Consider the following 26,510-nt stretch of genomic DNA (forward strand, 5'->3'; position numbering starts at 1 on the left):
GGACCCGCCCCGCGGGTCAGCGACCCCCGTCCGCTCCCCGCAGCCGCGGCGCGCGGGCCGCCGCGTCCACGGAACGGCCCTCGCGCTCCACCTCGCCGGCCAGCTCCCGCGCCCACGCGGCGACCCCCTCGACGTCGATGCCGTGCGGCCGTGGCCGTCCCGAGCCGGACACCCACGCCCCGGCCGCGCCCGCCCCGCGGCGCAGCAGCCGGGCCCCGCCCGTGAGGTTGCCTCGTGCGGCGTGCGTGAGCCCCACGGCCAGCTGGGCCAGCCCCCGCCACAGCTCGCGCTCCTCTTCGGGCCCCGCCTTCCAGGCGTCCTCGAAGACCTCGTGCGCGTGGAACGGCTTGCCCTCGTCGAGCAGCCGCTGCGCCTCGCGGAGGGTCTCCTCGGGCGTGCGGACCACGCCCTCGGGCTGCCGGGGCACCCCCTCGCTGCCGTACGGCAGGGGCCGCCCGAGACCGTCCCGGGGCCGGGCGTTGCGGGCCCGCCCCTCGCTGTCGCGGTCCCGTGCGCCGTCGGTCAGGCCCGAGTGCGTCTCTCCTGTGCTGCCCATAGGGCGATTGTCCCGCGCGGCCCGTTTTCGGCGCGGCCAGGGGTGTGGGGTAAAGTGCTGTCCGCGCGATCACGCCGGTCTCGGCGGGTGGCGCGCACCGGGACGTGGCGCAGCTTGGTAGCGCACTTGACTGGGGGTCAAGGGGTCGCAGGTTCAAATCCTGTCGTCCCGACGGTGTGGAAGGCCCTCGCGGGCGGATGTCCGCGAGGGCCTTTTCCGTGCGCCCGGTGCCGGACCCGAGGCCGGCCCCGCGCGGGGGCGCACACGCCCTCGACTCGAGCGTGCCCGGAGCAGCGGGCGTCCGCCGGACGCGGTGCACCGTGAAGGCGGGGAAGCGGTGCACCGTGAAAGCGGGGACGCGGCATGGGACCGTGGAGACAGGCGGGCCCGTGCTCCGGGAGAGCAGCGGGGAATCCGGGCCCGGACCTCCGGAAGGAGCACCGGCCATGACCCTGCACCCGGCCCACCCCGCCGCCCGCTCGATGAGGACCACCCCCGAGGGCCTGCTGTGGGAGCCCAGCGAGCGCTGGGTGCGCGGACGCGTGGGCGACATCACCGTCGTCGACAGCCGGCGCCCGGTGCTCGTCTGGGAGCCCCACCTGCCCGTGCCGCAGTACGCGTTTCCGCGCGAGGACGTCCGCACCGACCTCCTGCACCCGGCCCGGCACCCGCCCACGGGGAGCCACACCGGCTCCCACGTCTTCTACGACCTGCACGCCGGCGGCGGGGTGCGTGCGAGCGCGGCCTGGACGTTCCCCGCCCGCGACCTGTCCGGGCACATCGCCTTCGAGTGGTTCCGGCGCACCGACACCGGCCTCGACCACTGGTACGAGGAGGACGAGGAGATCTTCGTCCACCCGCGTGACCCGCACAAACGCGTCGACGCCCTGCCGAGCAGCCGGCACGTGCGCGTCGAGGTGGACGGGCGGACCGTCGCCGACAGCCGCGCGCCGGTCCTGCTCTTCGAGACGTCCCTGCCCACCCGCTACTACCTGCCGCCCGAGGACGTCCGGCTCGACCTCTTCGCACCCACGGACCACAGCACCGGCTGCCCCTACAAGGGCACCGCCTCCTACTGGTCCTGGCGCGGCGCGGGCGACGTACCGCCGAACGTGCTCTGGAGCTACGCCGAGCCGCTGCCCGCGGTGGCGGTGGTCCGCGGGCGGATGGCCTTCTTCAACGAGGTCGTGGACATCGTGCTGGACGGCGAGCCACTGGAGCGGCCCACGACGCCGTTCAGCCGGATGCTGCGGGAGGCGAACCGTCCTCGAGGCCGTCCCTGAGGCCGTCCCTGAGGCCGTCGTCAGGGCCGTCCTCCAGACCGTCCTTGAGGCCGTCGAGCAGGGCGTCGAGACCTGCGGCGAGCCCCTCGGGCCCGCCGGGCTCGGCGAGCGCCGCCGCGGTCTCCCGCAAGGTGGGCAGTTCCCGGGGCGACAGCCGGTGCAGACCGAGCCGGAACGCCGGTTCGGTCTCGTCGGGGTTGTCCACCACGGGGCGCAGTTCCACGGAGACGTAGCCCAGCAGCCAGGCGGTGAAGGCGCGGAACAGGCCAGCCGCGGCCTCCTGCCCGAACCCTGCGCCGCGCAGCAGCGCCAGCACGCGCTCGTGGTCCCGCAGCACCGCGGGGGGCCGCCGCACCAGCGGCACGGCCAGCAGGCGTGTGGACAGCAGTGGGACCGCCTGCGGGTGGGTGAGGCACACGTCGTAGGTCGCGCGGGCGATGCGGTGCAGACCGGCCCGCCAGTCCTCGTCCGCGCCCCCGTCCGCGGCGAGCTGTTCCTCCAGCTCCAGGTAGAGCGCCTCGACCAGGCCGTCGAGCAGGGAGTCCTTGCTGGGGGCGTACCGGTACAGGGCCATGGCCTCCACGCCGAGCTCGGTGCCCAGGCGCCGCATGCTGAGCGCGGACAGGCCCTCGCGGTCGACCAGCTCCAGGGCGCTGGCCAGCACACGCTCCCGGTTGAGCCGGCCGTAGCGGCCACGGTCGCTGGCGCGCCGGGCCTCCCGTGACCCACGGCCGTTCGCCATGCTGCCTCCTCGGTGTGCGGACGCCACGTCCCGCGCGGACGAGGGACGACTCCTACGACGTACACATACACGATCGCGGCCGAGTCGCACCTCGACCGAGCTGCGCCGATGATGAGAACAAGCGGCATGGGGCATGCGCGGGCATCTGGCGGAAGGGAGTGCCGGGTGACGCTGACCGAGGGACTGCGGGGGCTGCTGCCCCTGCGCCCCGCCCCCGTGGTGACGCGGCCCGCCGATGCCCTGACGGCCCGCAGGCTGGCGGACTCGCTGGGCGCCGGCGACCCGCGCCTTCCCCGGCGGACCTTCTCCGACCTCCTCGTCTTCCGGCTCGACGGCCCGGACCGGACGGCCGTGGTGAAACACCCCCGCAGCGCACGCGCGTCCGCGTCACTGGCCCACGAGTGCGAGGTCGTGCGGTGCCTGGCCGAGGACGAGCGCCTGGGGCCGTGGCGGCGGCTGCTCCCGGTCGTGGAGGAACAGCGTCCGGACGGTCCGCTGCCCCTGGTCGTGGAGTCCTGCCTGCCCGGGACCGGCGCCGACGCGTATCTGAGGCACGCACCGCGGCAGGCCCGCCGGGTCGCCGAGTCCGCCCTCGCGGCGATCAGCGCACTGCACCAGGCCACCGGACGCACGGAGGACGTCACACGGCGGGCCGCCACGTGGGTCGAACCACGCCTCGACGTCCTGGCCCGGGAGGTGCGCTGGTGCCGCAGCGGCGAGGGCGCGCGGGCCCTGGAGGCCGTGCGCGACCTGCTGGAGCGGGAACTGCGCGGCCGCCGCCTGCTGGTGGGGTGGACCCACGGGGACTTCCATCCCGGCAACCTGCTGCTCCGGCCGGACCACGGGACGCCGTCCGGGGTGATCGACTGGGCGGGAGCCGTCCCGGACGGCCCGGCCCTGCTGGACTGCCACACGTTCGTGCTGACCCTGCGGCACCAGCTCGCCGGCCGGGAGTTCGGCGCGGTCGTCGCCGACGTCCTGCGGCGCGCCTGCCTCAGGCCCGCGGACCGGCGGCTGCTCGCCGGGGTGCGGGCGCTGCCGCCGGAACCCCGGACGCAGACGGCCGTCGCGCTGCTGACGTGGCTGTGGCACGTGGCCGGGAACCTGGACAAGTCCCAGCGGTACGGGCGCAGCCACCGCTGGGTCGCCGACAACGTCGTGGCCGTCCTCGCCGAAGTGCCGGCACCCGGCGGCGCAGCGCCGGGCCGGTTCGCGGCGTCGCGTCCGCGGCCCTCCGGGAGGACGCCGTGAACCCGTCCGAGCTGCCCGTCGCCACCCCGGCCGGCCCCGCGCAGGTGACGACCCCGGCGCCCCGGGAGGTCTGGTGGGACCTGGCCGGGCGGGACCCGGACCTCGCCGTCACCCAGACGCCGACCTGGCTCGACTGCCTGTGCGCGACCGGACCCCACCGGGACGCCAGCCGCCTCTACACGTTCCCCGGCGGGGGCCGGGTCGTGCTGCCGCTCGTCAGCCGGGGCAGGCGGCCGGGCCGGCTGGACGCGGAGGAGTCCTGGCCGGCCGGCTGGGGGATCGGCGGGCCGGTGGCCTCGGCGGGCGTGGGGCCCGACGACGTACGGGTGCTGTGCGAGGACCTGGCCCGCCGCCCCGCCCTGCGGGTCGGTGTCCGGCTGCGCCCGCAGGGCGCCGAGCTGTGGGGTAGGGCCGCCCGCGGCCTCTTCCGGCTCGAACCCCACACCACCCAGGCGATCGACCTCGACGGCGGGTTCGGCACGGTCTGGCGTGACCGCTTCCACCAGCGGGTCCGGCGGGACGTCAAACGCGCCGAGAAGGCGCACCTCGACGTGGAGGTGGACCGGTCCGGCCGGCTCGTGCCGGTCTTCCAGGAGCTGTACGACCGGTCCATCGAGCGCTGGGCCGTGCAGCAGCACGAGCCCCGGGCGCTGGCCCGCTGGCGCAGGCGACGGGAGTTCCCGGAGGAGCGGCTGGCCGCCGTCGCCGCCCGCTTCGGCACGGCGTGCTCCCTGTGGGCGGCCTGGGACCGCGGTGAGCCCGCCGCCGCCCTGGTGGTGCTGCGGCACGGCCCGCACGCCAAGTTCTGGCGGGCGGCCATGGACCGGGACGTGGCGCACCCGGTCCGGGCCACCCCGCTGCTGTACCGCCTGGCCGTCGAGGACGCGTGTGCGCAGGGGTGCCGGGTCTTCGACCTGGGGGAGTCGGCCCCGGGTTCCTCGCTGGAGCACTTCAAGGCCGGGTTCGGCGCGGTGAGCCGGCCCTCCCCCCGCTACTGGCGGGAGCGGCTGCCGGTGTCCGCGGCGGAGCGGGCGCTGCGTACCGCCGTCAAGCGGGCGATCCGTTTCCAGGACGCCTGACGGCCCCGTTCAGCCGTCGCCCTTCCAGATGTCCAGCGGCTCGGCCTCCGCGCTGTGGCCGAGCGCATCGAGGCCGAAGGCGTCCAGGAGAGTGCGCAGCAGTCCGTACAGGTTGTTGGGCTGGTCGTGGTCGCCGGGCTCGACCCGTTCGCCGACGACGACGGTCGGGATGTGGTTGTCCTCGTCCTCGCCGCCCTCGTCCTCGTCCCAGGTGACCACCAGCAGACTGTTGTTGGTCATGGCCCACTCCGCGTAGTCCCCGAGGTTCTCGCGCAGCCAGGCGTCGGCGCGCTCGACCCCGCCGTCGTGCATGTCGTTGTCCAGGTTCGGCACGACGAACGAGACGTCCGGCAGTTTCGAGTAGTCCTCGGGGAAATCGGTCCAGGGGCGGTTGACCGAGGCGGGCAGGTTCGTGAAGTTGACCCACGGCGCGTGCCGGCGGACGTAGGGGCCGCTGGTGCACCCCCGGAAGCCGGTCCTGGGCAGGCTCTCGGCGTAGCCGGCGAAGGTGAGGTCGGCCTGCAGCAGCCGGGAGGCGAGGTTGCGGGACGAGAAGTCGTTCGGGCAGTCGTCGTCCACGCCCTGGGTGGAGCCGGAGAACAGGGCCAGGTAGTTGGGCTGGCTGGGGTGGGTGATGGCGAAGAACTCGGTGAGATTGGCGCCCTTGCGGGCCAGTTCGTTGATGAACGGGGCCTCGGGGGAGCCGATGACGTCCTCGTAGCCGCGGTTCTCCTCCACTACCACCACGACGTGGTCCGGCCGCGGGACACCGTCGTCCCCGCCCGAGGACCCGCAGCCCGCCGCCGGCACGAGGAGGGCCGCGGCCGCGACGGCCGCGAGGTGTCTGCGCAGGCGGTGCAGGGGCCGGGACGGGGGCCTCACTCGTGGTGTCACGGTGCTCCTTCGACGCTCGCCCGTTCGCGCTGCCACTCGCACTGAAGGGCAGTAACGTAATTTTTAGCATTTATGCCGCGTATCGGTCGGCATGGATCGCTGGTGTGTGCCGATGAAGGAAGCGCCGCGCGGGCGCTTCCCCGGCCCGGTCGTCGCACCCGCTGTGCGGGAGGCATCTCCATGGGCAAGCGTTCGCCGCTGACGGCCGGTCAGTGGGCGCCGCGTGCCGTCCCGGAGACGCGGCGGCCCCACGACACGGCGGCCGGACCGCCCGCGCGGCGGCCCGCGGCATTTCAGTGGGCGGCGCGGGCCGCCCTGCCCGTCGCCCTCGTCCTGTGGCTGCTGTCGCTGCGCCACGTGAACCTCGGCGCCATGACCGACCTGGGCCTGCTGCAGGTACTGCCCGTGCTCTTCTGGGTCGCCCTCGCACTGCTCGTCCTCGGCTTCTGCGCGGCCCTGTCGGACCGCCGGACCCACGGCGGCTGGTTCCTCGCCCACGTCCTCGCGCTGATCGCGATCCTGCACGCCACACCGGCCCTGCTCTACCCGACCCTGCGCTACGGCTGGGCGTGGAAGCACGTCGCGGTCGTCGACGCCATGATCCGCAACGGCGGCAGCGTCCCCGGTGCGGAGAAGCTGGACGTGTACGACCAGTGGCCCGGCTTCTTCCACCTCAACGCCCTGGTGCTGCAGGCCACCGGCCTGGAGTCGGCACTCGGCTACGCGGTCTGGGCGCCGCCCGTGACCAACGCCCTGCTGATCGCGCCGCTGCTCCTGATCTACCGGTCCGTCACCACCGACCGGAGGCTGATCTGGGGGGCCGTCTGGATCTACTACTCCTGCTCCTGGGTGGGGCAGGACTACTTCGCCCCCCAGGCTTTCGCCTTCCTGCTCTTCGTCACGCTCGTCGCCCTGCTGATGAGCCAGTTGCGGGCCTCGGCGGAGCGCCCCCCGGGCAGCACGGCCAGGGCCTGGCCCCCCGGCAGGTTCCTGGCCGTCGTGCTGATCATGGCGGTGATCGTCTGCTCGCACCCGCTGACCCCGCTCATGATGATCAGCGCGCTGGTCGCCCTGTCGCTGCCCCGGCGCAACAGACGCGTGCTGCTGCCCGTCCTGGGCGCCGGGGTGCTGCTCACCCTCGTCTGGGACGCCACCGTGGCCCGGCCCTTCGTCTCGGCCAACCTCGGGGAGTTCGTGGGCGCGCTGCTGGAACCGGACTCCAACGTGGTCTCCGGGCTCGCCGCCCTCGGCACCGCCGCGCCCGGGCAGGTGCAGGTCTCCTGGATCGACCGGGGTCTGTCCGCCGCGGTGTTCCTGCTGGCGGCGATCGCCTTCCTCCGGCGCCGCTGGACCCGCCGCACCGGGTTGCCGCTGCTCGTCCTGGCTCCCCTGCCGGTCCTCGTCGCGAACGCCTACGGCGGCGAGATGATCTTCCGGGCCTATCTGTTCGCACTGCCGGCCGCCGTCCTGCTCATCTCGGCGCTGCTCTTCGAGCCACGACGACGTCCGCGGCTGCGCGTGTTCGCCGTCGTCCCGGTGCTGCTGGCGATGCTCGGCGGGCTGCTCTTCGGCTACTACGGCAAGGAGTCGGCCAACTACTTCACGAAGGACGAGGTGGCCGCCACCCGCTTCGTCACGGCCACCACGCCCCCGGGATCCCTCATCGTCTCGCTCACCTCCGACGTGCCCGGACTGGAGATGAACTACGACCAGCACCCGCGCGTCCAGCTCAACGAACAGGACCTCGCGGTCCGCCGGCGGCTGGTGCGGGATCCGATCGAGGGGCTGGAGCCGTTCATCGACGGTGCCACCGAGCGCGAACCGGCCTACATCGTGCTCAGCCGCGCCCAGGCCGCGGAGTGCTACCTCAACGGCACCCTGCCCGCCGACACCATGCGGCGGATGGACACGGCCATGGCCGGCACCTGGGGCTTCGTGCCGGTGTTCCGCAACAAGGACGCGGTGGTCTACCGCTACCAGAATCCCGACCGCGCGGAGTCGTCATGACCACGCTCCTCACCGGCTCCTCCCCGCGCCGGACACGGGCGTTGCGTATCGGGCTGGCCCTGTCCGGCTGGATCGCCCTGGCCGCAGCGCACCTCCTGCCGGACGCGAGCGTCCTGCGCCTGATCGTCGTGTGCGCCTTCCTGTTCCTGTGCCCCGGGGTCGCGGCCACGCGCTGGTGCGGACCCTCGCCCTGGCCCGCCGGGGGACGGCCGTTCGCCGTCGAGAGCGCGTTCCTGCCGGTGGTGCTCAGCCTGTGCCTGGACGTCTTCGTGGTGGTGCCGTTCTACCTCGGCGAGGCCTACGGCACGACGGCGGTCCTGAGCACCCTGGCGGCCGTCACCACCCTCCTGGCCCTGCTGCCCGCCCCGGGCCGGCGCCGCAGGGCGGAGCGGGAGGCCGGACCCGGCGACGACCCGCCGGACGGCCGCGCCGGTGACGCCGTACCGGCCGGGAAGGGGCGGTAGCCCTCATGCCGGCGCGACGGCTGCGCACCGCCCTGGCCGCCCTGGCGGCGGCTCTCGTGCTCACCGTCGGCTGCGGAGCCGCCGACCGGGAGCAGCCCCCCAGGCCCGCGCCGGTGCCGGGCGACTGGAAACTGACGTTCCGTGACGAGTTCGACGGCTCGGCCCTCGACACGGACCGCTGGGCGACCTGTTACGACTGGAACCGGGACGGGTGCACCAACAGCGGCAACGACGAGGAGCAGTGGTACCTGCCCGGACAGGTCTCCGTCGGCGACGGGCAGCTCAGCCTGAACGCCGAGCGGCGCTCCACCCGCGGCAGCGACGACCGGACCTACCCCTGGCGCTCGGGCATGATCTCGACCGGCCGCGACGACTGGTACGCCGAACCCCGGCACGTCTTCACCTACGGGTACTTCGAGGCGTCCATCCGCATCCCCGCCGAGGCCGGCATGTTCCCCGCGTTCTGGATGATGCCGGCGTCCAGGTTCACCCCGCCGGAACTGGACATCATGGAGTTCCTGGAGCGCACCGACCGGGTCATGATGTACGTGCACTGGCGCGGCCCGGACGGCGACCAGCGGGCACGGGCGGGGTACGGACCCGTCGCGTTCCCGGAAAAGCACCACGTCTTCGCCATGCTGTGGACCCCGGACGAGGTGAGCTGGTACGTCGACGGCGTGCGCAGGTTCCGGGTGACGGAGCCCGAGCGCATCCCGCACGTGCCCATGGAGGTCCTGATCAACCTCGCCGTCGGCGTGCCCGGACCGCCTCCACGGTCGGTGGACTCCGCCCGCATGACGGTGGACTGGGTGCGCGTCTGGCAGCGGTGACGGACCGTCAGCCCGTCGTCGACGGCAGGGACGGGTGGGGGCGGCCGAGGCCCGCCCGCAGCCTGCGGTAGCCGCGCCACATCCGGGTGCGGGTCCCCTCGGGGAACGGCGCGACCGGAGCGCCCGCACCGCGCACCCAGTCCAGGAACCGGTCCCGCGGGGTGTCGGCGCGCACCATGAGCCGCGCCAGGCGCAGCGGTTCGTCCGCGCGGGAGCTGAACCCGTCGCGGACCGCCGCCGCCGAGGTCCAGCCCGCCTCGCCCACCAGCCGGCGGACCGGGCGGCTGGAGTAGCCGTGGGGGTAGGCGAAGGCGTCCACGCGGTGGCCGAGCCCGTCCTCCAGCCGGGCCCTGCACCCGGCGATCTCCCGCCGCGCCGCGCTCCGGGGCAGGGTGTCCAGCTGCGGGTGGGTGACGGTGTGGCCGCCGATCTCGAAGTGCCCGTCCAGCTCGCGCAGTTGCGGCCAGGTCAGCATCGGCGCCGGCGGGAGCAGACTGCCGTGCCCCGCGGGCCGCGAGGGGCCGCCGAGGGCGCCGGTGGTGACGTAGAGCGTCGCCGGCAGGCCGCGGGCCGTGAGCAGGGGCGCCACGGTGGTGTGGAAGTCGGCGAACCCGTCGTCGAAGGTCAGCACCGCCGGCCGGGGCGGCAGGGGCGGGCCGCCCCCCACCGCGTCGAGCAGCCGCCGCAGCGGGACGACCTCCCGGCCGTGGTCCGCCAGCAGGTCGAGCTGTTCGGCGAAGACGCGGGGGGTCACGGTGAACGGGGCGATCCAGGCGGGCGGATCGGTGCACACCGAGTGGTACAGCAGGACGGGGACGGGCCGGAACCTCATGCGGGGCTCCGGCGCACGGGCACGGGAGGGGCCGCGGTGCGGCCGGCCGGGAGCCGGGCGCGCACGGTACCCACGGCGTACCCGAGGACGGTGGCGCCGGTGCCGAGGGCCAGGGCCAGGACCGTGCGCGCCGCCGGGGGCCGGCCCGGCCGCACGGCTTCGCGCACGGCGCGCGGAAGGGTCCGGGCCAGGTACGCGCGCTCGCTGGACAGGGCGGCGGAACCGGTGCCGTACCGGGCCACCAGCGCCTTGGACAGGCCCTCGGCGTAGCAGCGCGACCGGAAGTAGGACCACGTGGCCCGAGCCGCGGGGACACGGTGGCGGACGGCCGCCGAGGGGTCGTGCAGCAGTACGGCCTCCGGACGGCGGGCGGTCACGCGCAGGCACAGCTCGGTCTCCTCGCAGCCCAGGGGCCGGGTGCCCACCCGCCCCAGGTCCGTGCGGAAACCGCCGGCCGCGAGGAGTTCGTCCCTGCGGAAGGACATGTTGGCCCCGATGAAGTTGCGGACCGGTGCCCGGTCCTCGGGCAGCCCGCGGTACGAGCAGCCCACCACCCAGTCGAACTCCGGCGGGAACCAGGGCGGCCGGTCCGTCTCCCACCAGGGGACGACGAGCCCGCCCACGCCGGCGACCCGCGGATCGCGGTAGGCGGCCAGGAGGCGCTCGGCCCAGGCGGGATGGGCCGTCGCGTCGTCGTCGAGGAACGCCACCACGTCCCCGACGGCCGCCGCCACGCCGGTGTTGCGGGCACCGGACAGGCCCTTGCGCTGCTCGTTGGGCAACACGCGGACGCCGTGCAGCATGCGCCCGGCCAGCCGCTGGAGCCTCGGGCAGTGGTCCACGACCAGGACGACGTCCTCCGGGGGGCGGCGCTGGGCATGGACCGAGGCGATGGCGGCCCGGAGGTCCTCCCAGCGGTCGAGTGTGTACGCGCACACGACGACCGACAGGGTCGGTGCGGTGTCCATGGGGTCCTCCCGGGGGTCAGGGCGTGCTCGCGGAGGCGGTGACCAGCCAGCGGGACCGCAGGACCAGCAGCGGCGCCGCGATCAGGCACTCGGCCGCCAGCCAGGCGAGGCCGGCCCCCGTCACGCCGAACACCGGCAGCAGCAGCCGCACCAGTCCCAGCACCAGCACGCACAGGGCGACCTGCAGCCCCACCACCAGCCGCATCCGGCGCCGGGCGCGCAGGACGTCCACGGCCACGCTGAAGACCAGGTTGGGCAGCGCGGACAGGGCCAGCAGGCGCAGCAGGGTGGTGCCGTGCTCGGCGTAGCCGGGGCCGAACAGCCGCAGGATCCACGGGGCTCCGGCGACGATGACGGCCACCCCGGCGGCCAGCAGCGTCCCGGAGTGGCGCAGCACGCGCAGTCCGTGCTCCGCGAGCCGCTCCGGGCGGCGCACCACCTCCACGACCAGGGAGCTGCCCATGTTGCGGACCACCAGGAACAGGACGTAGCCGATGATCCAGGCGAGCGAGAAGTAGGCGCTCTGCTCGGCTCCGAGCGCGTTGAGCACCATCAGCGGCACCAGGGTGTAGGCGGCCATGCGGAACAGGGAGCCCGTGTAGTCGGCGGCCGCGTAGCTGAGCAGCCGCGGCGGGCGCACGGCCTGGGGGTTCTCGCGTTCGTGGCGCGGTACGGCCCGCCGCAGCAGGAGGTAGTTGGCCACGATCAGCGAGACCAGCAGTCCTCCCGCCCACGACATCAGGATGCCGCTCGTGAAGGCGAGGACGGCTCCGCCGGCCAGCAGGGCGATCTTGGTGACGGCGAAGACCATGTTCTCCGCGACCACCCAGCCGGGGCGGCGCATCGCCGTCAGCGCGCCGTCCTGCAGCACGAAGACGGTGTACGCGGCGGTCGCGGCCACGAACCACAGGGCGACCAGGGGGTCGCGCAGGAAGGCCAGGTCGGGCGCGAGGGCGGGCACCAGGAGGACGAAGACGAGGCAGACCACGGCGCTCCAGGAGGCGGTCACCGCGTAGCAGGTGAGCAGCAGTCTGCGGGTCTGCCGGCCGGAGCAGGGCAGGAACCGGATCAGGAAGTCGTTGAGGTTGAGCTGGCCGATGTTGGCCAGGAGCAGGGAGGCGGACAGGGCGGAGTAGCTCACGCCCACGACCTCGTCGTCGTACCAGTGTGTGGCGAACAGCCAGAAGACCGCGCCGACTCCGGCGTTCACCAGCGAACCGACGGCGAGCAGGTGGCCGTTGCGCACGAGCGGTTCGCTGGGCAGGACGCGGGCGACGCCGGTGCGCACCACGGCGGTCAGCGACCGCGCCCGGCCCGCCGCGCCGGCGGTCCCGGGCGGGTCGGCCGTCTGCTGGGACGCGTACACGGCTGTCTCCTCAGAGCGGTCGGTGGGCGCGGTTGCGGTGGCGGCTGCGCAGGTAGCCGACCGGCCCGTAGAGCAGCCCCCGCAGCTCCAGCAGCGCGAGCCGGCGCGAACGCGCGGTGTCCGCCCGGGCCTTGTGGCGTGCCTGGGCCAGGGCGTACCGCACGCCCCGGGGGAGCCTGCGCAACAGGGCCGGGATCATGCGGGGCTCGTCGGCCAGGGCGCCGGTGAGGTAGGCACCGAGCCCGGCACCGTAGCCGAACGCCTGGGCGTCCAGGGCGTCGTGGGTGCGCCGGTGGCGGTGCCAGACGATGGCGTCCGGCCGGTAGGCCAGGGTGTGGCCGGCGGTGAGGATCCGGAAGAAGGCGAGCAGGTCGTCGCCGCCGCGGGCCGGGGTGCCGGTGCCGGTCGCCGGGTCGAAGCCGCCCAGCGCGCGCAGCGCGGTGACGCGGAAGGCCATGTCGGTGCCGGAGCCGAAGCGCCCCGCGGTGAAGGGGAACAGGGGATCGTCCGGGGGGTGGCGCAGCGACCAGGTGCGGGGTGTCCAGCCCTTCGCGAAGCCGCCGTGGCGCTCCAGGGCCACCTGGGCCGCGGTGTCCAGCTCGGCCGGGACGATGAGCCCGGTGACGCAGGCGATCCGGTCATCGGCGGCGAAGGCGCCGGTGAGCGCGGCCAGCCAGCCCGGGTCGGCCAGGGTGTCGTCGTCGGTGAAGGCGGCGATCTCGCCGTGGGCGCCGGCCAGGCCACGGTTGTGCGCGTGGGCCAGACCCGGCACGGGTTCCCGCAGGTAGCGGACTCGGCCCGCATAGGGTCCGCGGACCAGGCGCTCGGCCGCGTCGTCCGCCGGGGCGTTGTCCACGACGATCACCTCGAAGCAGGGGTAGTCCTGCCGGAGCAGGGAGTCGAGGCAGTCCCGGAGCATGCCGGGCCGGTCGTGCGTCGCGACGACGACACTGACGTACGGCGGGGCGGACGTGCTCGGGGCGGGGGGATCGGTCTCGGGCGGCACGAAGCGCCGCCGGGCGGTGTCGGCCAGCGAGTGCCACAGCTCCTCGGCGGTGTCCTCCCGCTCCCCGGTGGCGTGGACCATGCCCAGCGGCCGGCCGCGCAGCCGCACCAGGGCGAGCACCGGGGGTGCCGGGCGGATCAGCCCGGGCCGTCCGGGCGGGCGGAACTCGTGCGGCCGCTCCAGGTCGACGTCGACGACCTGGGCCGGAGTGCTCGCCGGGAGGCGGATGTCCGGAGCCGCGGGCCCGGTGACGGTCACGCCGGGTTCCCGCGCGCTGCGTTGCGGGCCCCGGGCCGCTCCGACAGCAGGGTGCGCAGGACCCGCCGGCCGTCCGAGACGGCGTGCAGGTTGGAGCGTCCGCTGCGGCGGGGGAGTTCGAGGCTCGGGACCTCGGCGATGCGCAGGCCCGAGCGCAGGGCGTGGGCGATCATCTCCGTCTCGATCTCGAAGCCCGAGGAGTGCAGGTCGAGGTCGTCGAGGAAGTCCCGGCGGAAGGCGCAGAAGCCGTAGCACAGGTCCGTCAGCTTCGCGTCGTAGAGGCGGTTGACGGCGGCGAGCAGGACCTGGTTGCCCAGGCGCCGGATGCGCGTGATGTCCAGGGAGCCGCCGCCCGCGATGAACCGCGAGCCCTTGACGAAGTCGAAGCCGTTGTCGAGGAAGTGCAGGTAGTGCGGGATCTCCCCGGGCAGCATGCTGCCGTCCGCGTCCATCATGACGATGTGGTCGCCGGTCGCGGCGAGGAAGCCGGTGCGCAGGGCGTTGCCCTTGCCCGGACCGCTCTGCTCGACGTGGCGGACGGTCGGCAGGCACCGGGTCGCCATGTGCACCGTGGCGTCGGCGGAGTCGCCGTCGACCAGGATGACCTCGTCGACGCAGTCCGGTATCTGCTCGAAGACCCAGGGGATGTTGCGCGCCTCGTTGCGGGCGGGGACGACCAGGCTCACGGTGGCACGGGGCGGGGGACGGTCCCCGGACCGGCGCAGCGGGTGGGCCGCACGGTCCGGCCGCGCGCTGCCGTTGCCGGTGGCCTGGGACGTCCAGGTGGGGTGCTCGGTCAGGTGCTGCGAGTGGTTCATGATGCCGGTGTCTCCCCGGTGAAGCGTCCCTGCGGTGCGGACGCCATATATTTACGCCGTATACGTACATCTTGCCCGAATTGTCCCGCAGGTCAAGAGGGTGCCCGCGCCGATCGGCGCCCTCCTCGCGCACACCCGTGCCGGAGCGCCCGGTGCGGAGTAGGCTCGAAGGCGGCGAAGTACACGACGGCGTGGTCCCGATCATGAACGCACGCATCGAGGATTACGCCCTCATCAGCGATCTGGAGACGGCCGCCATGGTCGGCCGCGACGGGTCGGTCGACTGGCTCTGCCTGCCCCGCTTCGATTCCCCGGCCTGCCTCGCCGCCCTGCTGGGCACCCCGGACAACGGACGCTGGCGCCTCGCCCCGGTCTCCGGCGGCACCTGCGCGCGCCGCTCCTACCGGCCCGACACCCTGGTCCTGGACTCCGTCTGGGAGACCTCCACCGGGACCGTCCGCGTCACCGACCTCATGCCGCCCCGCGCCGACGTCCCGTGCCTGGTCCGCGTGGTCGAGGGCCTCACCGGCACCGTGGATCTGCGCAGCGAGCTGCGGCTCCGCTTCCATCAGGGGCGCGTCGTGCCGTGGGTGCGGGACGCGGGCCACTGCACCGTCGCGGTCGCGGGCCCGGACGCCGTCTGGCTCGGGGCCGAGGGACCCGTCCACGACCGGGGCGACGAGGACGCCACGGTCTGGGAGTTCACCGTCACGGCCGGACGCCGGCTGGCCCTCACCCTGGGCTGGACGCCCTCGCACCGGCCCGGACCGCCCTCACCGCTGTCCGTCCCGGCGGAGACCGCCGTGAAGGAGACCACCGGCTTCTGGCGGAGCTGGGCCGGCCGGTGCCGCTATCGGGGGCCCTGGCGGGAGGCCGTCGTGCGCTCCCTCATCACCCTCAAGGCCCTCACCTACGCCCCCACCGGCGCCATCGTCGCCGCGCCCACCACCTCCCTGCCCGGGTCCATCGGCGGCACGTACAACTGGGACTACCGGTTCTGCTGGCTGCGCGACTCCACCCGCACCCTGTCCTGCCTGCTGCGCAGCGGATACCACGACGAGGCCACGGCCTGGCTCGACTGGCTGATGCGGGCCGTCGCCGGAGACCCCGCCGACCTGCAGTCCGTCTACGGCGTCAAGGGTCAGCGGCTGCTCCCGCAGACCGAGGCGCCCTGGCTGCCCGGCTACGAGGGATCCCGGCCTGTGCGGTTCGGCACCTCGGCCGTGGACTGCTTCCAGCTGGACGTGTACGGCGAGGTCATGGACACGCTGTGGCTGTCCCTGCGGGCGGGCATCGCCCTGCCCGCCCATGTGTGGGACCTGGTCGAGTCGCTCATGGGCTTCCTGCTGCGGCACTGGAGGGAACCGGACCAGGGGATGTGGCAGGTGGACGGCCCGAGACGGCAGTTCGTCCACTCCAAGGTCATGGCGTGGGTCGCGGCCGACCGTGCCGTGCGCATGGCCCGGCTCCTCGGTCACGACGGCCCCTGCGAGCAGTGGCGCGTCATGCGCGACGAGATCCACCGCCAGGTCTGCCGTCAGGGGTGGGACCCCGCCCGGCGGTCCTTCGTGCAGGTCTACGGCGCGCCCGGCCTGGACGCCTCGGCGCTGCTCCTGCCCCGGGTCGGGTTCCTGCCGGACGACGACGAACGGGTCCGCGCCACCGTGCGCGCCGCGAGCGGGCTGGGCCACGAAGGGTTCCTCCGGAGGAACGGGACGTACGGCGGCCCGCCGCGGCACCAGGCGGACGCCGAGGGCGCGTTCGTCTCCTGCACGCTCTGGTACGCCGAGGCCCTCGCGGCCACCGGGCAGCGCCGGCGGGCCCGCGAGGTCTTCGAAAGAGTCCTGGCCGTCCGCAACGACGTCGGCCTGCTGGCCGAGCAGTGGGACCCCCGCGGCGGCCGCCAGCTGGGCAACGCCCCCAAGGCGTTCAGTCACATCGCCCTGGTGGAGACGGCCTTCGCGCTCTCGCCGGCCACGGCGTGGGGCGGGCGCGGCCCCGGGACGCCCGGGCGGTGAGGCGGGCGGATCCTCGCCGCCCGGGCACCCGCCCGCGGCGGCGGTCCTACCGACCGCTGTCCGTCGCCCGCGCGGTGCCGGTGTACCCGTGCGGATTGAGCCGCTGGAAACGCCAGGCGTCCCGGCACACGTCGGCCAGGTCCCGGGTGGGGCGCCAGCCCCAGGCGCGGGTCACGGCCGACGCGTCCACGACCAGCTCGGCGACGTCCCCGGGGCGGCGCGGGGCGACGGCGTACGGGAGGGGCCGGCCGCAGGCGTGGGAGAACGCCCCGACCACGTCGAGGACCGAACGGCCCGTTCCCACGCCGAGGTTGTACACCCGCATGCCCGGCACGTCGGCCAGGTGGTCCAGTGCGACCCGGTGTGCCTCGACGGCGTCCATGACGTGCAGGTAGTCCCGTACGCCGGTGCCGTCGGGGGTCGGGTAGTCGTCGCCGAAGACGCTGAGCAGCTCGCTCCGGCCGACGGCCACCTGGGCGAGGCGGGGCAGCAGGTTCTCGGGTGCGCCGCGCGGGTCCTCCCCGAGGAGCCCGCTCGGATGGGCCCCGGCCGGCACGGGGTAGCGCAGGCAGAGCACCGTGAACTCGGGATGGCTCCGGCAGACGTCGCCGAGGATCTGCTCGCACATCCACTTCGAGGTCGCGTAGGGGGTCCCGGGCCGGACCGGGGTCGCCTCGTCGAGCGGACCGCTCCCGGCGTCGCCGTAGATCCAGCAGGAGGAGGGGAACACCAGCCGGTGCACGCCGTGCTCCTGCATGGTGTGCAGCAGGGCGGTCGTGCCGCCGACGTTGGTGTCGTAGTACGCGGCGGGCATCCGTGTCGACAGGCCCCCCGCCTTGTGCGCGGCGAAGTGCACGACGGCGTCCACGGAGTGTCGGTCGAAGACGGCCGAGAGGGCGTGCCGATCACGGATGTCCAGTTCGTAGACGGCGCCGACGAACCGGCCGGCGATCCGTTCGACCCGTGTGAGGACCTGCGGTGTGCTGTTGGAGTAGTCGTCGACCACGATCACCTCGTAGCCGTGGTCGAGCAGCTCCACGCAGGTGTGGCTGCCGATGAACCCCGCCCCGCCGGTGACCAGGACGGTCGAGGGCGCCCAGGAGGAGCCGGCTTGCCGGGTGGTCGGCAACTGGTTCCTGCGGACCATGCCAGGACTCCCGCGTCAGGTGCGTCGGCACCGTATGTTTACGGTGTATATGTACGACTTTGCACCCGGGGTGGGGGGCGGGTCAAGGCCTCACCAGCAACTGGAAGTCGAACGAGTACCGCGAGGCGCGGTACAGGTGCGTGCCGTACTCGACCGCGCGGCCGGAGTCGTCGAAGGCGGTGCGCTGCATGGTGAGCAACGCCGCGCCCTCCGCCTCGTCCAGGCGCGCCGCCTCCCGCGCCGTGGCCGCACGGGCGCCCACCCGCTGGCGGGCGCTGTGCAGGGTGATGCCCGCCGCGCGCATCATCCGGTACAGGCCCGTCGACTCCAGGCGCCCGCCGTCCAGGTCGAGCAGTCCGGACGGGAGGTGGTTGCGCATCAGGGCCACCGGCGTGCCGTGGGTGCTGCGCAGCCGCTCCAGCAGGACGACCTCGCTGCCCTCGGGCACACCGAGGGCGGCCGCCACGTCGCAGGCCGCCGGGACCGCCTCGTGGCGCACGACCCGGGTGGCCGGACCCTGCCCGGCCGCCTCCAGGTCGTCGTACAGGCTGCTCAGTTCCAGCGGGCGCCTGACCTTGCTGTGCACCACCTGCGTGCCCACTCCGCGCCGGCGGACCAGCAGGCCCTTGTCGACCAGGGACTGGATGGCCTGGCGGACGGTGGGGCGGGACAAGCCGAGGCGGACCGACAGGTCCACCTCGTTGCCCAGGAGGTCCCCCGGGGCGAGGAGCCCCTGCCCGATCGCCCGCTCCAGCTGCTGTGCGAGCTGGTGGTACAGCGGCACGGGACTGACCCGGTCCGGGGCGAAGGCCAGCGAGGCGAGGGCGGGGGCGGCTGCGGTGCGGGTCCGGTCACCGGTCTTCGCCATGGACGATGCCCCTTCCAAGGGTCGGGTCGAGCAGCCGGCGCGTGGTGGCGGCGACTCGGAGGTCGCGGCGGCGACGTCAGAGGTGGCGGCGGTGACGTCAGAGGTGGCGGCGGCGTCCGGCGGCCCCCCGGTCGTACCGTCCACGGGCCTCGACCGCGGCCGGCCGGGAGGCGGTCTCCGCGACGGGCACGTCCCACCAGGCCTCGGCCGGCGGAGCGGTGGGGGCGGGATCCGTCTCCACGTACACGCACGTCGGCCGGTCCGCGGCGCGGGCCGCGGCCAGGGCCTCGCGCAGCTCCCGAACGGTCTTGGCGCGCAGCACGTCCATGCCGAGGCTCGCGGCGTTGGCCGCGAGGTCGACGGGCAGCGGGGCACCGGTGAAGGTGCCGTCGGCGGCCCGGAACCGGTAGGCGGTGCCGAAGCGCTCACCGCCGGTCTCCTCCGACAGGCCGCCGATGGAGGCGTAGCCGTGGTTCTGCAGCAGGACGACGGTGAGCGGCAGGCCCTCCTGGACGGCCGTGACGATCTCCGTCGGCATCATCAGGTAGGTGCCGTCGCCGACCAGCGCCCACACCGGCGTCCCCGGGGCGGCCTGCTGGACGCCGATGGCGGCCGGGATCTCGTAGCCCATGCAGGAGTAGCCGTACTCCAGGTGGTACTGGCGCGGGCTGCGCGCGCGCCACAGCTTGTGCAGGTCGCCGGGGAGCGAACCGGCGGCGTTGACGACCACGTCCTCGTCGCCCACGACGGCGTCCAGCGCCCCCAGCACCTGCGTCTGGGTCGGCACCGCGCTGTCGTCGGCCGCCCGGAAGGCGGACTCGACGACCTCCTCCCAGCGCTCCTTGCCGGCGCGGTACTCGGCCTCGTACGCCTCGGGAACGCGGTGCCCGGCCAGTGCCTCGGTCAGCTTCTCCAAACCGGCGCGGGCGTCGCAGACCAGGGTGCGCGCCGCCAGCTTGTGGGCGTCGAACCCGGTGATGTTCACGTTGACGAACCGCACGTCCGGGTTCTGGAAGAGCGTGCCGGAGGCGGTGGTGAAGTCCGTGTAGCGGGTGCCGACGCCGATGACGAGGTCGGCGGCGCGGGCGAGGTCGTCGCTGACGGCCGTGCCGGTGTGGCCGATGCCGCCGAGGTCGGCGGGGTGGTCGTGGCGCAGGGAGCCCTTGCCGGCCTGCGTCGACGCCACGGGGATGCCGGTGGCCTCCGCGAACGCCTTCAGGGCGCCCTCGGCCTCGCTGTGGTGGACCCCGCCGCCCGCCACGAGCAGCGGCCGCCGCGCCGCCCGGACCGCCTCGGCGGCGGCGGCCAGCTCCACCGGGTCCGGCGCGGGCCGTCGCACGTACCAGACGCGCTCGGCGAAGAACTCCTCCGGCCAGTCGTACGCCTCCGCCTGCACGTCCTGCGGCAGGGCGAGGGTGACGGCGCCGGTCTCGGCCGGGTCGGCCAGCACGCGCATCGCCTGCAGCGCCGAGGGGATCAGCGCCTCGGGGCGGGTGATGCGGTCGAAGTACCGCGACACCGGGCGCAGGGTGTCGTTGACCGACACGTCGGCCTCGACCGGGTGCTCCAGTTGCTGCAGCAGCGGGTCGGCCGCGTGCGAGGCGAAGTAGTCCCCGGGCAGGAGCAGCACGGGCAGCCGGTTGATCGTCGCGAGCGCCGCCCCGGTGACCAGGTTGGTGGCGCCCGGGCCGATGGAGGTGGTCACCGCCTGGGCGGACAGGCGGTTGAGCTGGCGGGCGTGGCCGACCGCCGCGTGCACCATGGACTGCTCGTTGCGGCCCTGGTGGTAGGGCATCACATCGGCGTACTCGACCAGCGCCTGGCCGATCCCGGCGACGTTGCCGTGGCCGAAGATGCCCCAGGTCCCGGCGATCAGCCGGCGGCGCACCCCGTCGCGCTCGGTGTACTGGGCGGACAGGAACCGCACCAGGGCCTGGGCGGTGGTCAGTCGGCAGGTGCGGGCGCTCATCGGCTCGTCTCCGGGGCGGTGTAGAGGGGGAGGCGGGGGTCGACCGGCTGGTCCGGCCAGGTGCCGCGGATCCAGGCGTGGTCGGGGTGGTCGCAGATCAGCCAGGCGCGCTCGGCCTCCGGGCCCGCCATGACGTTGAGGTAGTACATGTGGTGGCCGGGGGTGGCCATCGACGGGCCGTGCCAGCCGTCCGGGATGAGGACCACGTCACCGTCGCGGACCTCGGCCAGCACGTCGGTGTCCCGGCCGGGGCCGGAGGGGGAGACGCGCTGGTAGCCGAGGCCGGGGACGCCGTCGTGGCCGGCGAACTCGAAGTAGTAGATCTCCTCCAGCACCGACTCCTCGCCCGGCCGGTGCTCGTCGTGCTTGTGCGGCGGGAACGACGACCAGTTGCCGCCGGGGGTGATCACCTCGACCGCGATGAGCTTGTCGCACTCGAAGACCCCGGCCGCGCCGAAGTTGTTGACCTGCCGGGAGCAGGTGCCGGTGCCGCGCAGCTCCACGGGGACCTCGGAGGCGGGGCCGTAGCGGGCGGGCAGCCGGCGCGTGCAGCGCGCCCCGGTCAGCGCGAACCGGCCGCCGGCGGCGGAGGTCACGGTGGCCCGGGCTTCGCGCGGGAGGTAGGCGAAGTCGGTGACGCCGCTGAAGACGTCGGGGCGGCCGGTGAGGTCGAAGGTGTCCTGGCCGAAGTCGTCCGCCGCGGCGACCGTGCAGCCGCCGGAGAGCGGGACGACGATCCACTCGCTGTCGCCCGTGTCGAAGGTGTGCGTGCCGCCCGGCGGCAGCTCCAGGACCCGCAGACTGGAGAATCCCCAGCCGGCCGACCCGGGCGTGACGTCGACGGTGTAGGGGCCGCCCCGGGCCTTGCCCGCGGGAAGGTGATACGTCATCGTGTGCCTTTCGGATCACGGCGGAATCGACTCACGAACCGGTTCACGGACGGGCTCACAGCAGGCCGACGGCGGTGTCCACCGCCTCTTCCACACTGCCTCCGGCCGGGTAGAGCAGCGAGCGTCCGACGACCATCCCCTGGACGGTCGGCAGCCGCAGGGCCTTGCGCCAGCGTTCGTAGGCGCCCTCCTGGTCGCCGCCGACCTCGCCCCCCAGCAGCACGACCGGCAGGGTGGAGGCCTCCAGCACCGCCCCCATGTCGTCGGGGTCGTCGGTGACGGGCAGCTTCAGCCAGGTGTAGGCGGAGGTGCCGCCCAGGCCCGAGGCGATGGCGATCGACCTGGTGACGGCCTCGGCGGACAGGTCGTTGCGGACCCTGCCGTCGACCCTGCGGGAGATGAACGGCTCGACGAACAGCGGCAGCCGCCGGGCGGCCATGGCGTCGACCGCCCGGGCGGAGGACTCCAGGGTGGTCAGCGAGCCCGGGTCGTCGTAGTCGATGCGCAGCAGGAGCTTGCCCGCGTCGAAGCGGAGGCGGTCGATGTCCTCGGCCCGGTGGCCGGTGAAGCGGTCGTCCATCTCGAAGGAGGCCCCGGCCAGACCGCCGCGGTTCATCGAGCCCATGACGACCTTGTTCTCCAGCACGCCGAGCAGGAGCAGGTCGTCCAGGATGTCGGCGGTGGCGAGCACCCCGTCGACGCCGGGCCGCGACAGCGCGGTGCACAGCCGCTCCAGCAGGTCCGCGCGGTGGGCCATGGCCAGGCGGCGGTCGCCGACCGCGAGCGCGCCGCGCGCCGGGTGGTCGGCGGCCACGATCATCAACCGGCCGCTGTCGCCGAGCAGCGGACGCCGCGTCCGGCGGGCCGCGGCCTCGGCGACCGCCTCGGGATGGCGGGCCCGGATCGTGGTCAGCTCGGGAATGCCGATGTTCAAGGAAGGCTCCGTTTCAGTGGCTCGTGCCCGGCGACGGCACGCCGGCGAGGAGGTCCTCGACCTCGGACGCGGTGGGCATCGCGGAGGAGCAGGCGAGGCGGGAGGCGACGAGGGCGCCGGCGGCGTTGGCGTGGCGCATGGTCCGCTCCAGGTCCCAGCCGGCGAGCAGACCGTGGCAGAGGGCTCCGCCGAAGGCGTCGCCCGCCCCCAGGCCGTTGACCACCTCGACCGGCACCGGCGGCACCTCGGCCCGGCTGCCGTCGCGGTGCACGGCCAGCACGCCCTTCGGCCCCTGCTTGACCACGGCCAGCTCCACGCCCGCCTCCAGCAGGGCGTCGGCGCAGGCGTGCGGCTCGCGCACCCCGGTGGCGATCTCGCACTCGTCGAGGTTGCCGACGGCGACCGTGGCGTTGCGCAGGGCCTCGCGGTAGTACGGGCGTGCCTCCTCGGGGTCGCGCCAGAACATCGGACGCCAGTCGAGGTCGAAGACCGTGACGCCGGCCCGGTCGCGTGCCTCCAGGGCGGCGAGCGTGGCGGAGCGGCTCGGCTCCTCGCTCAGGCCGGTGCCGGTGATCCAGAAGATCCGGGCCCCGCGGATCGCGGAGAGGTCCAGTTCGCCGGTGTGGATCTCCAGGTCGGGCGCCTTGGGGCGGCGGTAGAAGTACAGCGGGAAGTCGTCCGGCGGGAAGATCTCGCAGAACGTGACGGGCGTCGGGTACGCGGCGACCGGGGTGACCCAGCGGTCGTCGACGCCGAAGCCCGTCAGCTCCTTGTGCAGGTAGGCGCCGAAGGGGTCGTCGCCGGTCCGGCTGATCAGGGCGGTGCGGCGGCCCAGGCGAGCGGCGGCCACCGCCACGTTCGCCGCGGAACCTCCCAGGAACTTCCCGAAGGTCTCCACGTCGGGCAGGGGCACGCCCGTCTGCAGGGGATAGAGGTCGACCCCGATGCGGCCCATCGTGATCACATCGAAATACTGGGCTGGCCCGGTCATGGGCGACCTCCTCGGGAAGCTGGGGATGCGGCCCCGAGGGGCCCCTGACACGGTGGGGGCGGGGATCCGCGGGACCTGCCGCCTCCCAGGTGTAGGTCGCGGAAGGCGGTGCTGTCAATACTTTGTTCTTACATTCGGACCTGCTCGTGAAATGATGTCTTAACAAAGTATTGACAGCGGGCGCGGCAGGGACTTGTATCCCGTGCCATCGCAACAGTCGGTTTGCGGCATCATGATCCGGACTCCGTAAGGCTCCGGGACCACGGATCCCTTCGTGATCCCTCCCTTTCCCCCGCAGTAGCACAGTGAGGTGCCAGGAAAGATGGACCGCTCTTCTCACCCCCGCTCTCGCAGGCTCGCGCCCGTCGTCGCCGTCGCCGCCGCGGCGGCCCTGACCCTCGCCGGCTGCTCCAGCAGTTCCGGGGGCAAGAAGTCCGAGGAAGGCGGCGCGAACGCCTCCGCCGGCAAGGCGAACACGCCCCGCATGACCGTCGCCCTGGTCACCCACCAGGCACCCGGCGACACCTTCTGGGACACCGTCCGCAAGGGCGCCGAGGCCGCCGCCGCCAAGGACAACATCAAGCTCGTCTATTCCGCCGACCCGAACGCGGGCAACCAGGCCAACCTGGTGCAGAACGCGATCGACCAGAAGGTCGACGGGATCGCCGTCACCCTCGCCAAGCCGGACGCGCTCAAGGGCGTCATAGGCAAGGCCGAGAAGGCCGGCATACCCGTGGTGGGCCTCAACAGCGGCCTCAGCGACTGGAAGGACCTCGACCTGCTGGAGTTCTTCGGCCAGGACGAGTCCGTCGCCGGTGAGGCCTTCGGCAAGAAGCTCAACGAGGTCGGCGCCAAGCACGCGCTGTGCGTGGTGCAGGAGCAGGGCAACGTCGGCCTGACCCAGCGCTGCAACGGCGTGGAGAAGACCTTCGACGGCAAGCTCGACACCCAGAACGTCAACGGCACCGACATGCCGTCCGTGAAGTCGACGATCACCGCCAAGCTGAAGCAGGACCCGTCGATCGACTACGTCGTCACCCTCGGCGCCCCCTTCGCCCTGACGGCCGTCCAGTCCGTCGACGACGCCGGCAGCAAGGCCGAGATCGCCACCTTCGACCTGAACAAGGACCTGATCAAGGCCATCAAGGCCGACGACATCAAGTTCGCCGTCGACCAGCAGCCCTACCTCCAGGGCTACCTGGCCGTCGACGGCCTGTGGCTCTACAAGAACAACGGCAACTACAGCGGCGGCGGCGAGCAGCCCGTGCTGACCGGCCCGGCCTTCGTCGACAAGTCCAACGTCGACCGGATCGGGGAGTTCGCCGCGAAGGGCACCCGGTGATGAGCATGACCCAGCAGGCCACGCCGGCGGTGGACACACCGCCGGCCCCCGGCCCCCGGCAGTCGGACGGGCGGACGCGGCAGCGGCCCCTCGCCCTGCGGCTGCTCGCCCGCCCCGAGGTCGGGGTCTTCCTCGGCGCCGTCGCCGTCCTCGTGTTCTTCCTGTTCGCCGCGCCGCCGGTGCGCGACGGCAGTTCCATGGCGAACATCCTGTACCAGTCGTCGACCATCGGGATCATGGCGCTGCCCGTGGCCCTGCTGATGATCGGCGGCGAGTTCGACCTGTCCGCCGGCGTCGCCGTGGTCACCTCGGCGCTGACCGCGTCGATGCTCAGCTACCAGCTGACCCTGAACGTCTGGGTCGGCGTGATCGTCGCCCTCCTGGTGTCCCTCGGCATCGGCGCCTTCAACGGCTGGATGCTGGTCAGGACCGGCCTGCCCAGCTTCCTGGTCACCCTCGGCACGTTCCTGATCCTGCAGGGCGTGAACCTCGCGGTGACCAAGCTGGTCACCGGCAACGTCGCCACCGACGACATCAGCGACATGGACGGCTTCGCGCAGGCGCAGAAGATCTTCGCCTCGAGCTTCGAGGTCGGCGGGGTCAACGTCAAGATCACGGTGGTGTGGTGGCTGGTCTTCGCCGCCCTGGCCACCTGGGTGCTGCTGCGCACCAAGTACGGCAACTGGATCTTCGCCGTCGGCGGCAACAAGGACTCCGCGCGGGCCGTCGGCGTGCCCGTGACCTTCACCAAGATCTCCCTGTTCATGCTGGTCGGCTTCGGCGCCTGGTTCGTCGGCATGCACCAGCTGTTCTCCTTCAACACCGTCCAGTCCGGCGAGGGCGTGGGCCAGGAGCTCATCTACATCGCCGCGGCCGTCATCGGCGGCTGCCTGCTCACCGGCGGCTACGGCTCCGCGATCGGCCCGGTCTTCGGCGCCTTCATGTTCGGCATGGTGCAGCAGGGCATCGTCTACGCCGGCTGGAACCCGGACTGGTTCAAGGCCTTCCTCGGCGTCATGCTCCTCGGCGCCGTCCTCATCAATCTGTGGGTCCAGCGCACGGCGACCCGGAGGTGACCGCGATGACCAGCAATACACCCGGCGCCCACGGCGCCGTCCTCGAGGACGAGCCGCCGGCCGGAGACCGCCCCCTCGTCGAACTGCGCGACGCGGGCAAGTCCTACGGCAACGTCCGCGCCCTGCACGGCGTCGACCTCGCCGTCCACCCCGGCAAGGTGACCTGCGTCCTCGGCGACAACGGCGCCGGCAAGTCCACCCTCATCAAGATCATTTCGGGTCTGCACCAGCACACCGAGGGCGAGTTCCTCGTCGACGGCGAGCCGGTACGCTTCTCCACCCCGCGCGAAGCCCTCGACCGGGGCATCGCCACCGTCTACCAGGACCTCGCGGTCGTCCCGCTGATGCCGGTGTGGCGCAACTTCTTCCTCGGCTCCGAGCTGACCAAGGGCCCCTGGCCCGTGCGGCGCCTCGACATCGACAAGATGAAGAAGACCGCCGACGAGGAACTGCGCAACATGGGCATCGTCCTGGACGACCTGGAGCAGCCCATCGGCACGCTCTCCGGCGGCCAGCGCCAGTGCGTCGCCATCGCCCGCGCCGTCTACTTCGGCGCCCGCGTCCTCATCCTGGACGAGCCGACCGCGGCCCTCGGCGTCAAGCAGTCCGGAGTGGTGCTGAAGTACATCGCCGCCGCCCGGGAGAAGGGCCTCGGCGTCATCTTCATCACCCACAACCCCCACCACGCCTACATGGTCGGCGACCACTTCAGCGTGCTGCGCCTGGGCACCCTGGAGATGTCCGCGGACCGCAGCGAGGTCAGCCTCGAAGAGCTCACCAACCACATGGCCGGCGGCGCCGAACTCGCCTCCCTGAAGCACGAGTTGGCGCAGGTTCGCGGCGTCGACGTCCAGGGGCTCCCCGAGGAGGGGGAGATCGGTGCTCCCGCAGCCGCGTCGTCGTCGGAAGGAAAGTCCTGAC

24 protein-coding genes and 1 tRNA gene are annotated in these 26,510 nt (G+C 73.5%); 11 read left to right on the top strand and 14 right to left on the bottom strand.

From position 1 onward, the window contains the following. Positions 1–16: 16 nt before the first annotated feature. The gene (locus ACZ4M5_RS02740; RefSeq protein WP_467732321.1) at positions 17–556 is read right to left on the bottom strand and encodes a DUF309 domain-containing protein; all 540 of its coding nucleotides are present in this window, start codon (positions 554–556) and stop codon (positions 17–19) included. A 98-nt stretch (positions 557–654) separates the two neighbouring features. Between ACZ4M5_RS02740 and ACZ4M5_RS02745 the strand changes: the two genes are divergently transcribed. Continuing rightward, positions 655–728, top strand: a tRNA-Pro gene (locus tag ACZ4M5_RS02745). 274 nt (positions 729–1,002) lie between these two features. After that, positions 1,003–1,839 carry a DUF427 domain-containing protein gene (locus ACZ4M5_RS02750; RefSeq protein ID WP_467732323.1) on the top strand — a complete coding sequence of 279 codons (837 nt, stop codon included), beginning with the start codon at positions 1,003–1,005 and terminating at the stop codon, positions 1,837–1,839. Here the strand turns inward: ACZ4M5_RS02750 and ACZ4M5_RS02755 are convergent. Next, positions 1,793–2,581, bottom strand: coding sequence for a TetR/AcrR family transcriptional regulator (locus tag ACZ4M5_RS02755; RefSeq protein WP_467732325.1), 789 nt, complete (start codon positions 2,579–2,581; stop codon positions 1,793–1,795). The genes ACZ4M5_RS02750 and ACZ4M5_RS02755 overlap by 47 nt on opposite strands. Before the next feature lie 165 nt (positions 2,582–2,746). On the opposite strand from ACZ4M5_RS02755, the gene ACZ4M5_RS02760 reads away from it, so the two are divergent. Continuing rightward, on the top strand, positions 2,747–3,832 hold the full coding sequence (locus ACZ4M5_RS02760) for an aminoglycoside phosphotransferase family protein (protein ID WP_467732327.1): 1,086 nt from the start codon (positions 2,747–2,749) through the stop codon (positions 3,830–3,832). Then, complete coding sequence (locus ACZ4M5_RS02765) at positions 3,829–4,911, top strand: GNAT family N-acetyltransferase (protein WP_467732329.1); 1,083 nt, start codon at positions 3,829–3,831, stop codon at positions 4,909–4,911. The genes ACZ4M5_RS02760 and ACZ4M5_RS02765 overlap by 4 nt, the downstream gene beginning before the upstream one ends. A gap of 9 nt (positions 4,912–4,920) precedes the next feature. Here ACZ4M5_RS02765 and ACZ4M5_RS02770 read toward each other — a convergent pair whose 3' ends face one another. Then, positions 4,921–5,805 (bottom strand): alkaline phosphatase family protein, encoded by an 885-nt coding sequence (locus tag ACZ4M5_RS02770; RefSeq protein WP_467732331.1) that lies wholly within the window; start codon positions 5,803–5,805, stop codon positions 4,921–4,923. Positions 5,806–5,985: 180 nt separating this feature from the next. On the opposite strand from ACZ4M5_RS02770, the gene ACZ4M5_RS02775 reads away from it, so the two are divergent. From ACZ4M5_RS02775 to ACZ4M5_RS02785, 3 genes are read left to right on the top strand one after another with little or no spacing between them, the layout of a single operon-like run. Further along, entirely contained in the window at positions 5,986–7,812 is a 1,827-nt protein-coding gene (locus ACZ4M5_RS02775; RefSeq protein WP_467732333.1) for a glycosyltransferase, read from the top strand. Next, positions 7,809–8,276: a hypothetical protein gene (locus ACZ4M5_RS02780; RefSeq protein WP_467732335.1), complete on the top strand. Its 468-nt coding sequence runs from the start codon at positions 7,809–7,811 to the stop codon at positions 8,274–8,276. The genes ACZ4M5_RS02775 and ACZ4M5_RS02780 overlap by 4 nt, the downstream gene beginning before the upstream one ends. 5 nt (positions 8,277–8,281) lie before the next feature. Beyond that, a complete protein-coding gene (locus tag ACZ4M5_RS02785) occupies positions 8,282–9,106 on the top strand; it encodes a glycoside hydrolase family 16 protein (protein ID WP_467732337.1) in 825 nt (274 codons plus the stop codon). A 7-nt stretch (positions 9,107–9,113) separates the two neighbouring features. Here ACZ4M5_RS02785 and ACZ4M5_RS02790 read toward each other — a convergent pair whose 3' ends face one another. From ACZ4M5_RS02790 to ACZ4M5_RS02810, 5 genes are read right to left on the bottom strand one after another with little or no spacing between them, the layout of a single operon-like run. Further along, positions 9,114–9,938 carry a polysaccharide deacetylase family protein gene (locus ACZ4M5_RS02790; protein ID WP_467732339.1) on the bottom strand — a complete coding sequence of 275 codons (825 nt, stop codon included), beginning with the start codon at positions 9,936–9,938 and terminating at the stop codon, positions 9,114–9,116. After that, entirely contained in the window at positions 9,935–10,906 is a 972-nt protein-coding gene (locus tag ACZ4M5_RS02795; protein ID WP_467732341.1) for a glycosyltransferase family 2 protein, read from the bottom strand. Before ACZ4M5_RS02795 ends, ACZ4M5_RS02790 begins: the two co-directional genes overlap by 4 nt. Positions 10,907–10,922: 16 nt before the next feature. After that, positions 10,923–12,272, bottom strand: coding sequence for a lipopolysaccharide biosynthesis protein (locus ACZ4M5_RS02800; RefSeq protein WP_467732343.1), 1,350 nt, complete (start codon positions 12,270–12,272; stop codon positions 10,923–10,925). Between the two features lie 10 nt (positions 12,273–12,282). Then, complete coding sequence (locus ACZ4M5_RS02805; protein ID WP_467732345.1) at positions 12,283–13,536, bottom strand: glycosyltransferase family 2 protein; 1,254 nt, start codon at positions 13,534–13,536, stop codon at positions 12,283–12,285. Further along, entirely contained in the window at positions 13,533–14,354 is an 822-nt protein-coding gene (locus tag ACZ4M5_RS02810; protein ID WP_467732347.1) for a glycosyltransferase family 2 protein, read from the bottom strand. Before ACZ4M5_RS02810 ends, ACZ4M5_RS02805 begins: the two co-directional genes overlap by 4 nt. A 203-nt stretch (positions 14,355–14,557) precedes the next feature. Here ACZ4M5_RS02810 and ACZ4M5_RS02815 point away from each other — a divergent pair, with 203 nt between their 5' ends. Further along, complete coding sequence (locus ACZ4M5_RS02815) at positions 14,558–16,372, top strand: glycoside hydrolase family 15 protein (protein ID WP_467732349.1); 1,815 nt, start codon at positions 14,558–14,560, stop codon at positions 16,370–16,372. A gap of 46 nt (positions 16,373–16,418) precedes the next feature. On the opposite strand, the gene galE is transcribed toward ACZ4M5_RS02815, so the two are convergent. The 6 genes from galE to iolC form a co-directional block, all read right to left on the bottom strand. Further along, positions 16,419–17,519, bottom strand: coding sequence for a UDP-glucose 4-epimerase GalE (gene galE / locus ACZ4M5_RS02820; protein ID WP_467732351.1), 1,101 nt, complete (start codon positions 17,517–17,519; stop codon positions 16,419–16,421). A gap of 82 nt (positions 17,520–17,601) precedes the next feature. Beyond that, a complete protein-coding gene (locus ACZ4M5_RS02825; RefSeq protein ID WP_467732353.1) occupies positions 17,602–18,387 on the bottom strand; it encodes a GntR family transcriptional regulator in 786 nt (261 codons plus the stop codon). Between the two features lie 97 nt (positions 18,388–18,484). Beyond that, entirely contained in the window at positions 18,485–20,356 is a 1,872-nt protein-coding gene (gene iolD / locus ACZ4M5_RS02830) for a 3D-(3,5/4)-trihydroxycyclohexane-1,2-dione acylhydrolase (decyclizing) (RefSeq protein ID WP_467732355.1), read from the bottom strand. After that, positions 20,353–21,246, bottom strand: a complete 894-nt coding sequence (gene iolB / locus ACZ4M5_RS02835; RefSeq protein WP_467732357.1) for a 5-deoxy-glucuronate isomerase — start codon at positions 21,244–21,246, stop codon at positions 20,353–20,355. Before iolB ends, iolD begins: the two co-directional genes overlap by 4 nt. Positions 21,247–21,301: 55 nt before the next feature. Then, complete coding sequence (locus tag ACZ4M5_RS02840) at positions 21,302–22,180, bottom strand: Cgl0159 family (beta/alpha)8-fold protein (protein ID WP_467732359.1); 879 nt, start codon at positions 22,178–22,180, stop codon at positions 21,302–21,304. A gap of 13 nt (positions 22,181–22,193) precedes the next feature. Beyond that, a complete protein-coding gene (gene iolC / locus ACZ4M5_RS02845) occupies positions 22,194–23,171 on the bottom strand; it encodes a 5-dehydro-2-deoxygluconokinase (RefSeq protein WP_467732361.1) in 978 nt (325 codons plus the stop codon). 322 nt (positions 23,172–23,493) lie between these two features. On the opposite strand from iolC, the gene ACZ4M5_RS02850 reads away from it, so the two are divergent. From ACZ4M5_RS02850 to ACZ4M5_RS02860, 3 genes are read left to right on the top strand one after another with little or no spacing between them, the layout of a single operon-like run. Next, positions 23,494–24,513 carry a sugar ABC transporter substrate-binding protein gene (locus ACZ4M5_RS02850; RefSeq protein WP_467732363.1) on the top strand — a complete coding sequence of 340 codons (1,020 nt, stop codon included), beginning with the start codon at positions 23,494–23,496 and terminating at the stop codon, positions 24,511–24,513. Next, a complete protein-coding gene (locus tag ACZ4M5_RS02855; protein WP_467732365.1) occupies positions 24,513–25,589 on the top strand; it encodes an ABC transporter permease in 1,077 nt (358 codons plus the stop codon). The genes ACZ4M5_RS02850 and ACZ4M5_RS02855 overlap by 1 nt, the downstream gene beginning before the upstream one ends. Before the next feature lie 5 nt (positions 25,590–25,594). Further along, a complete protein-coding gene (locus tag ACZ4M5_RS02860; protein ID WP_467732367.1) occupies positions 25,595–26,509 on the top strand; it encodes an ATP-binding cassette domain-containing protein in 915 nt (304 codons plus the stop codon). Position 26,510 lies beyond the last annotated feature (1 nt).

Source organism: Streptomyces sp. NPDC026246, assembly GCF_055567995.1.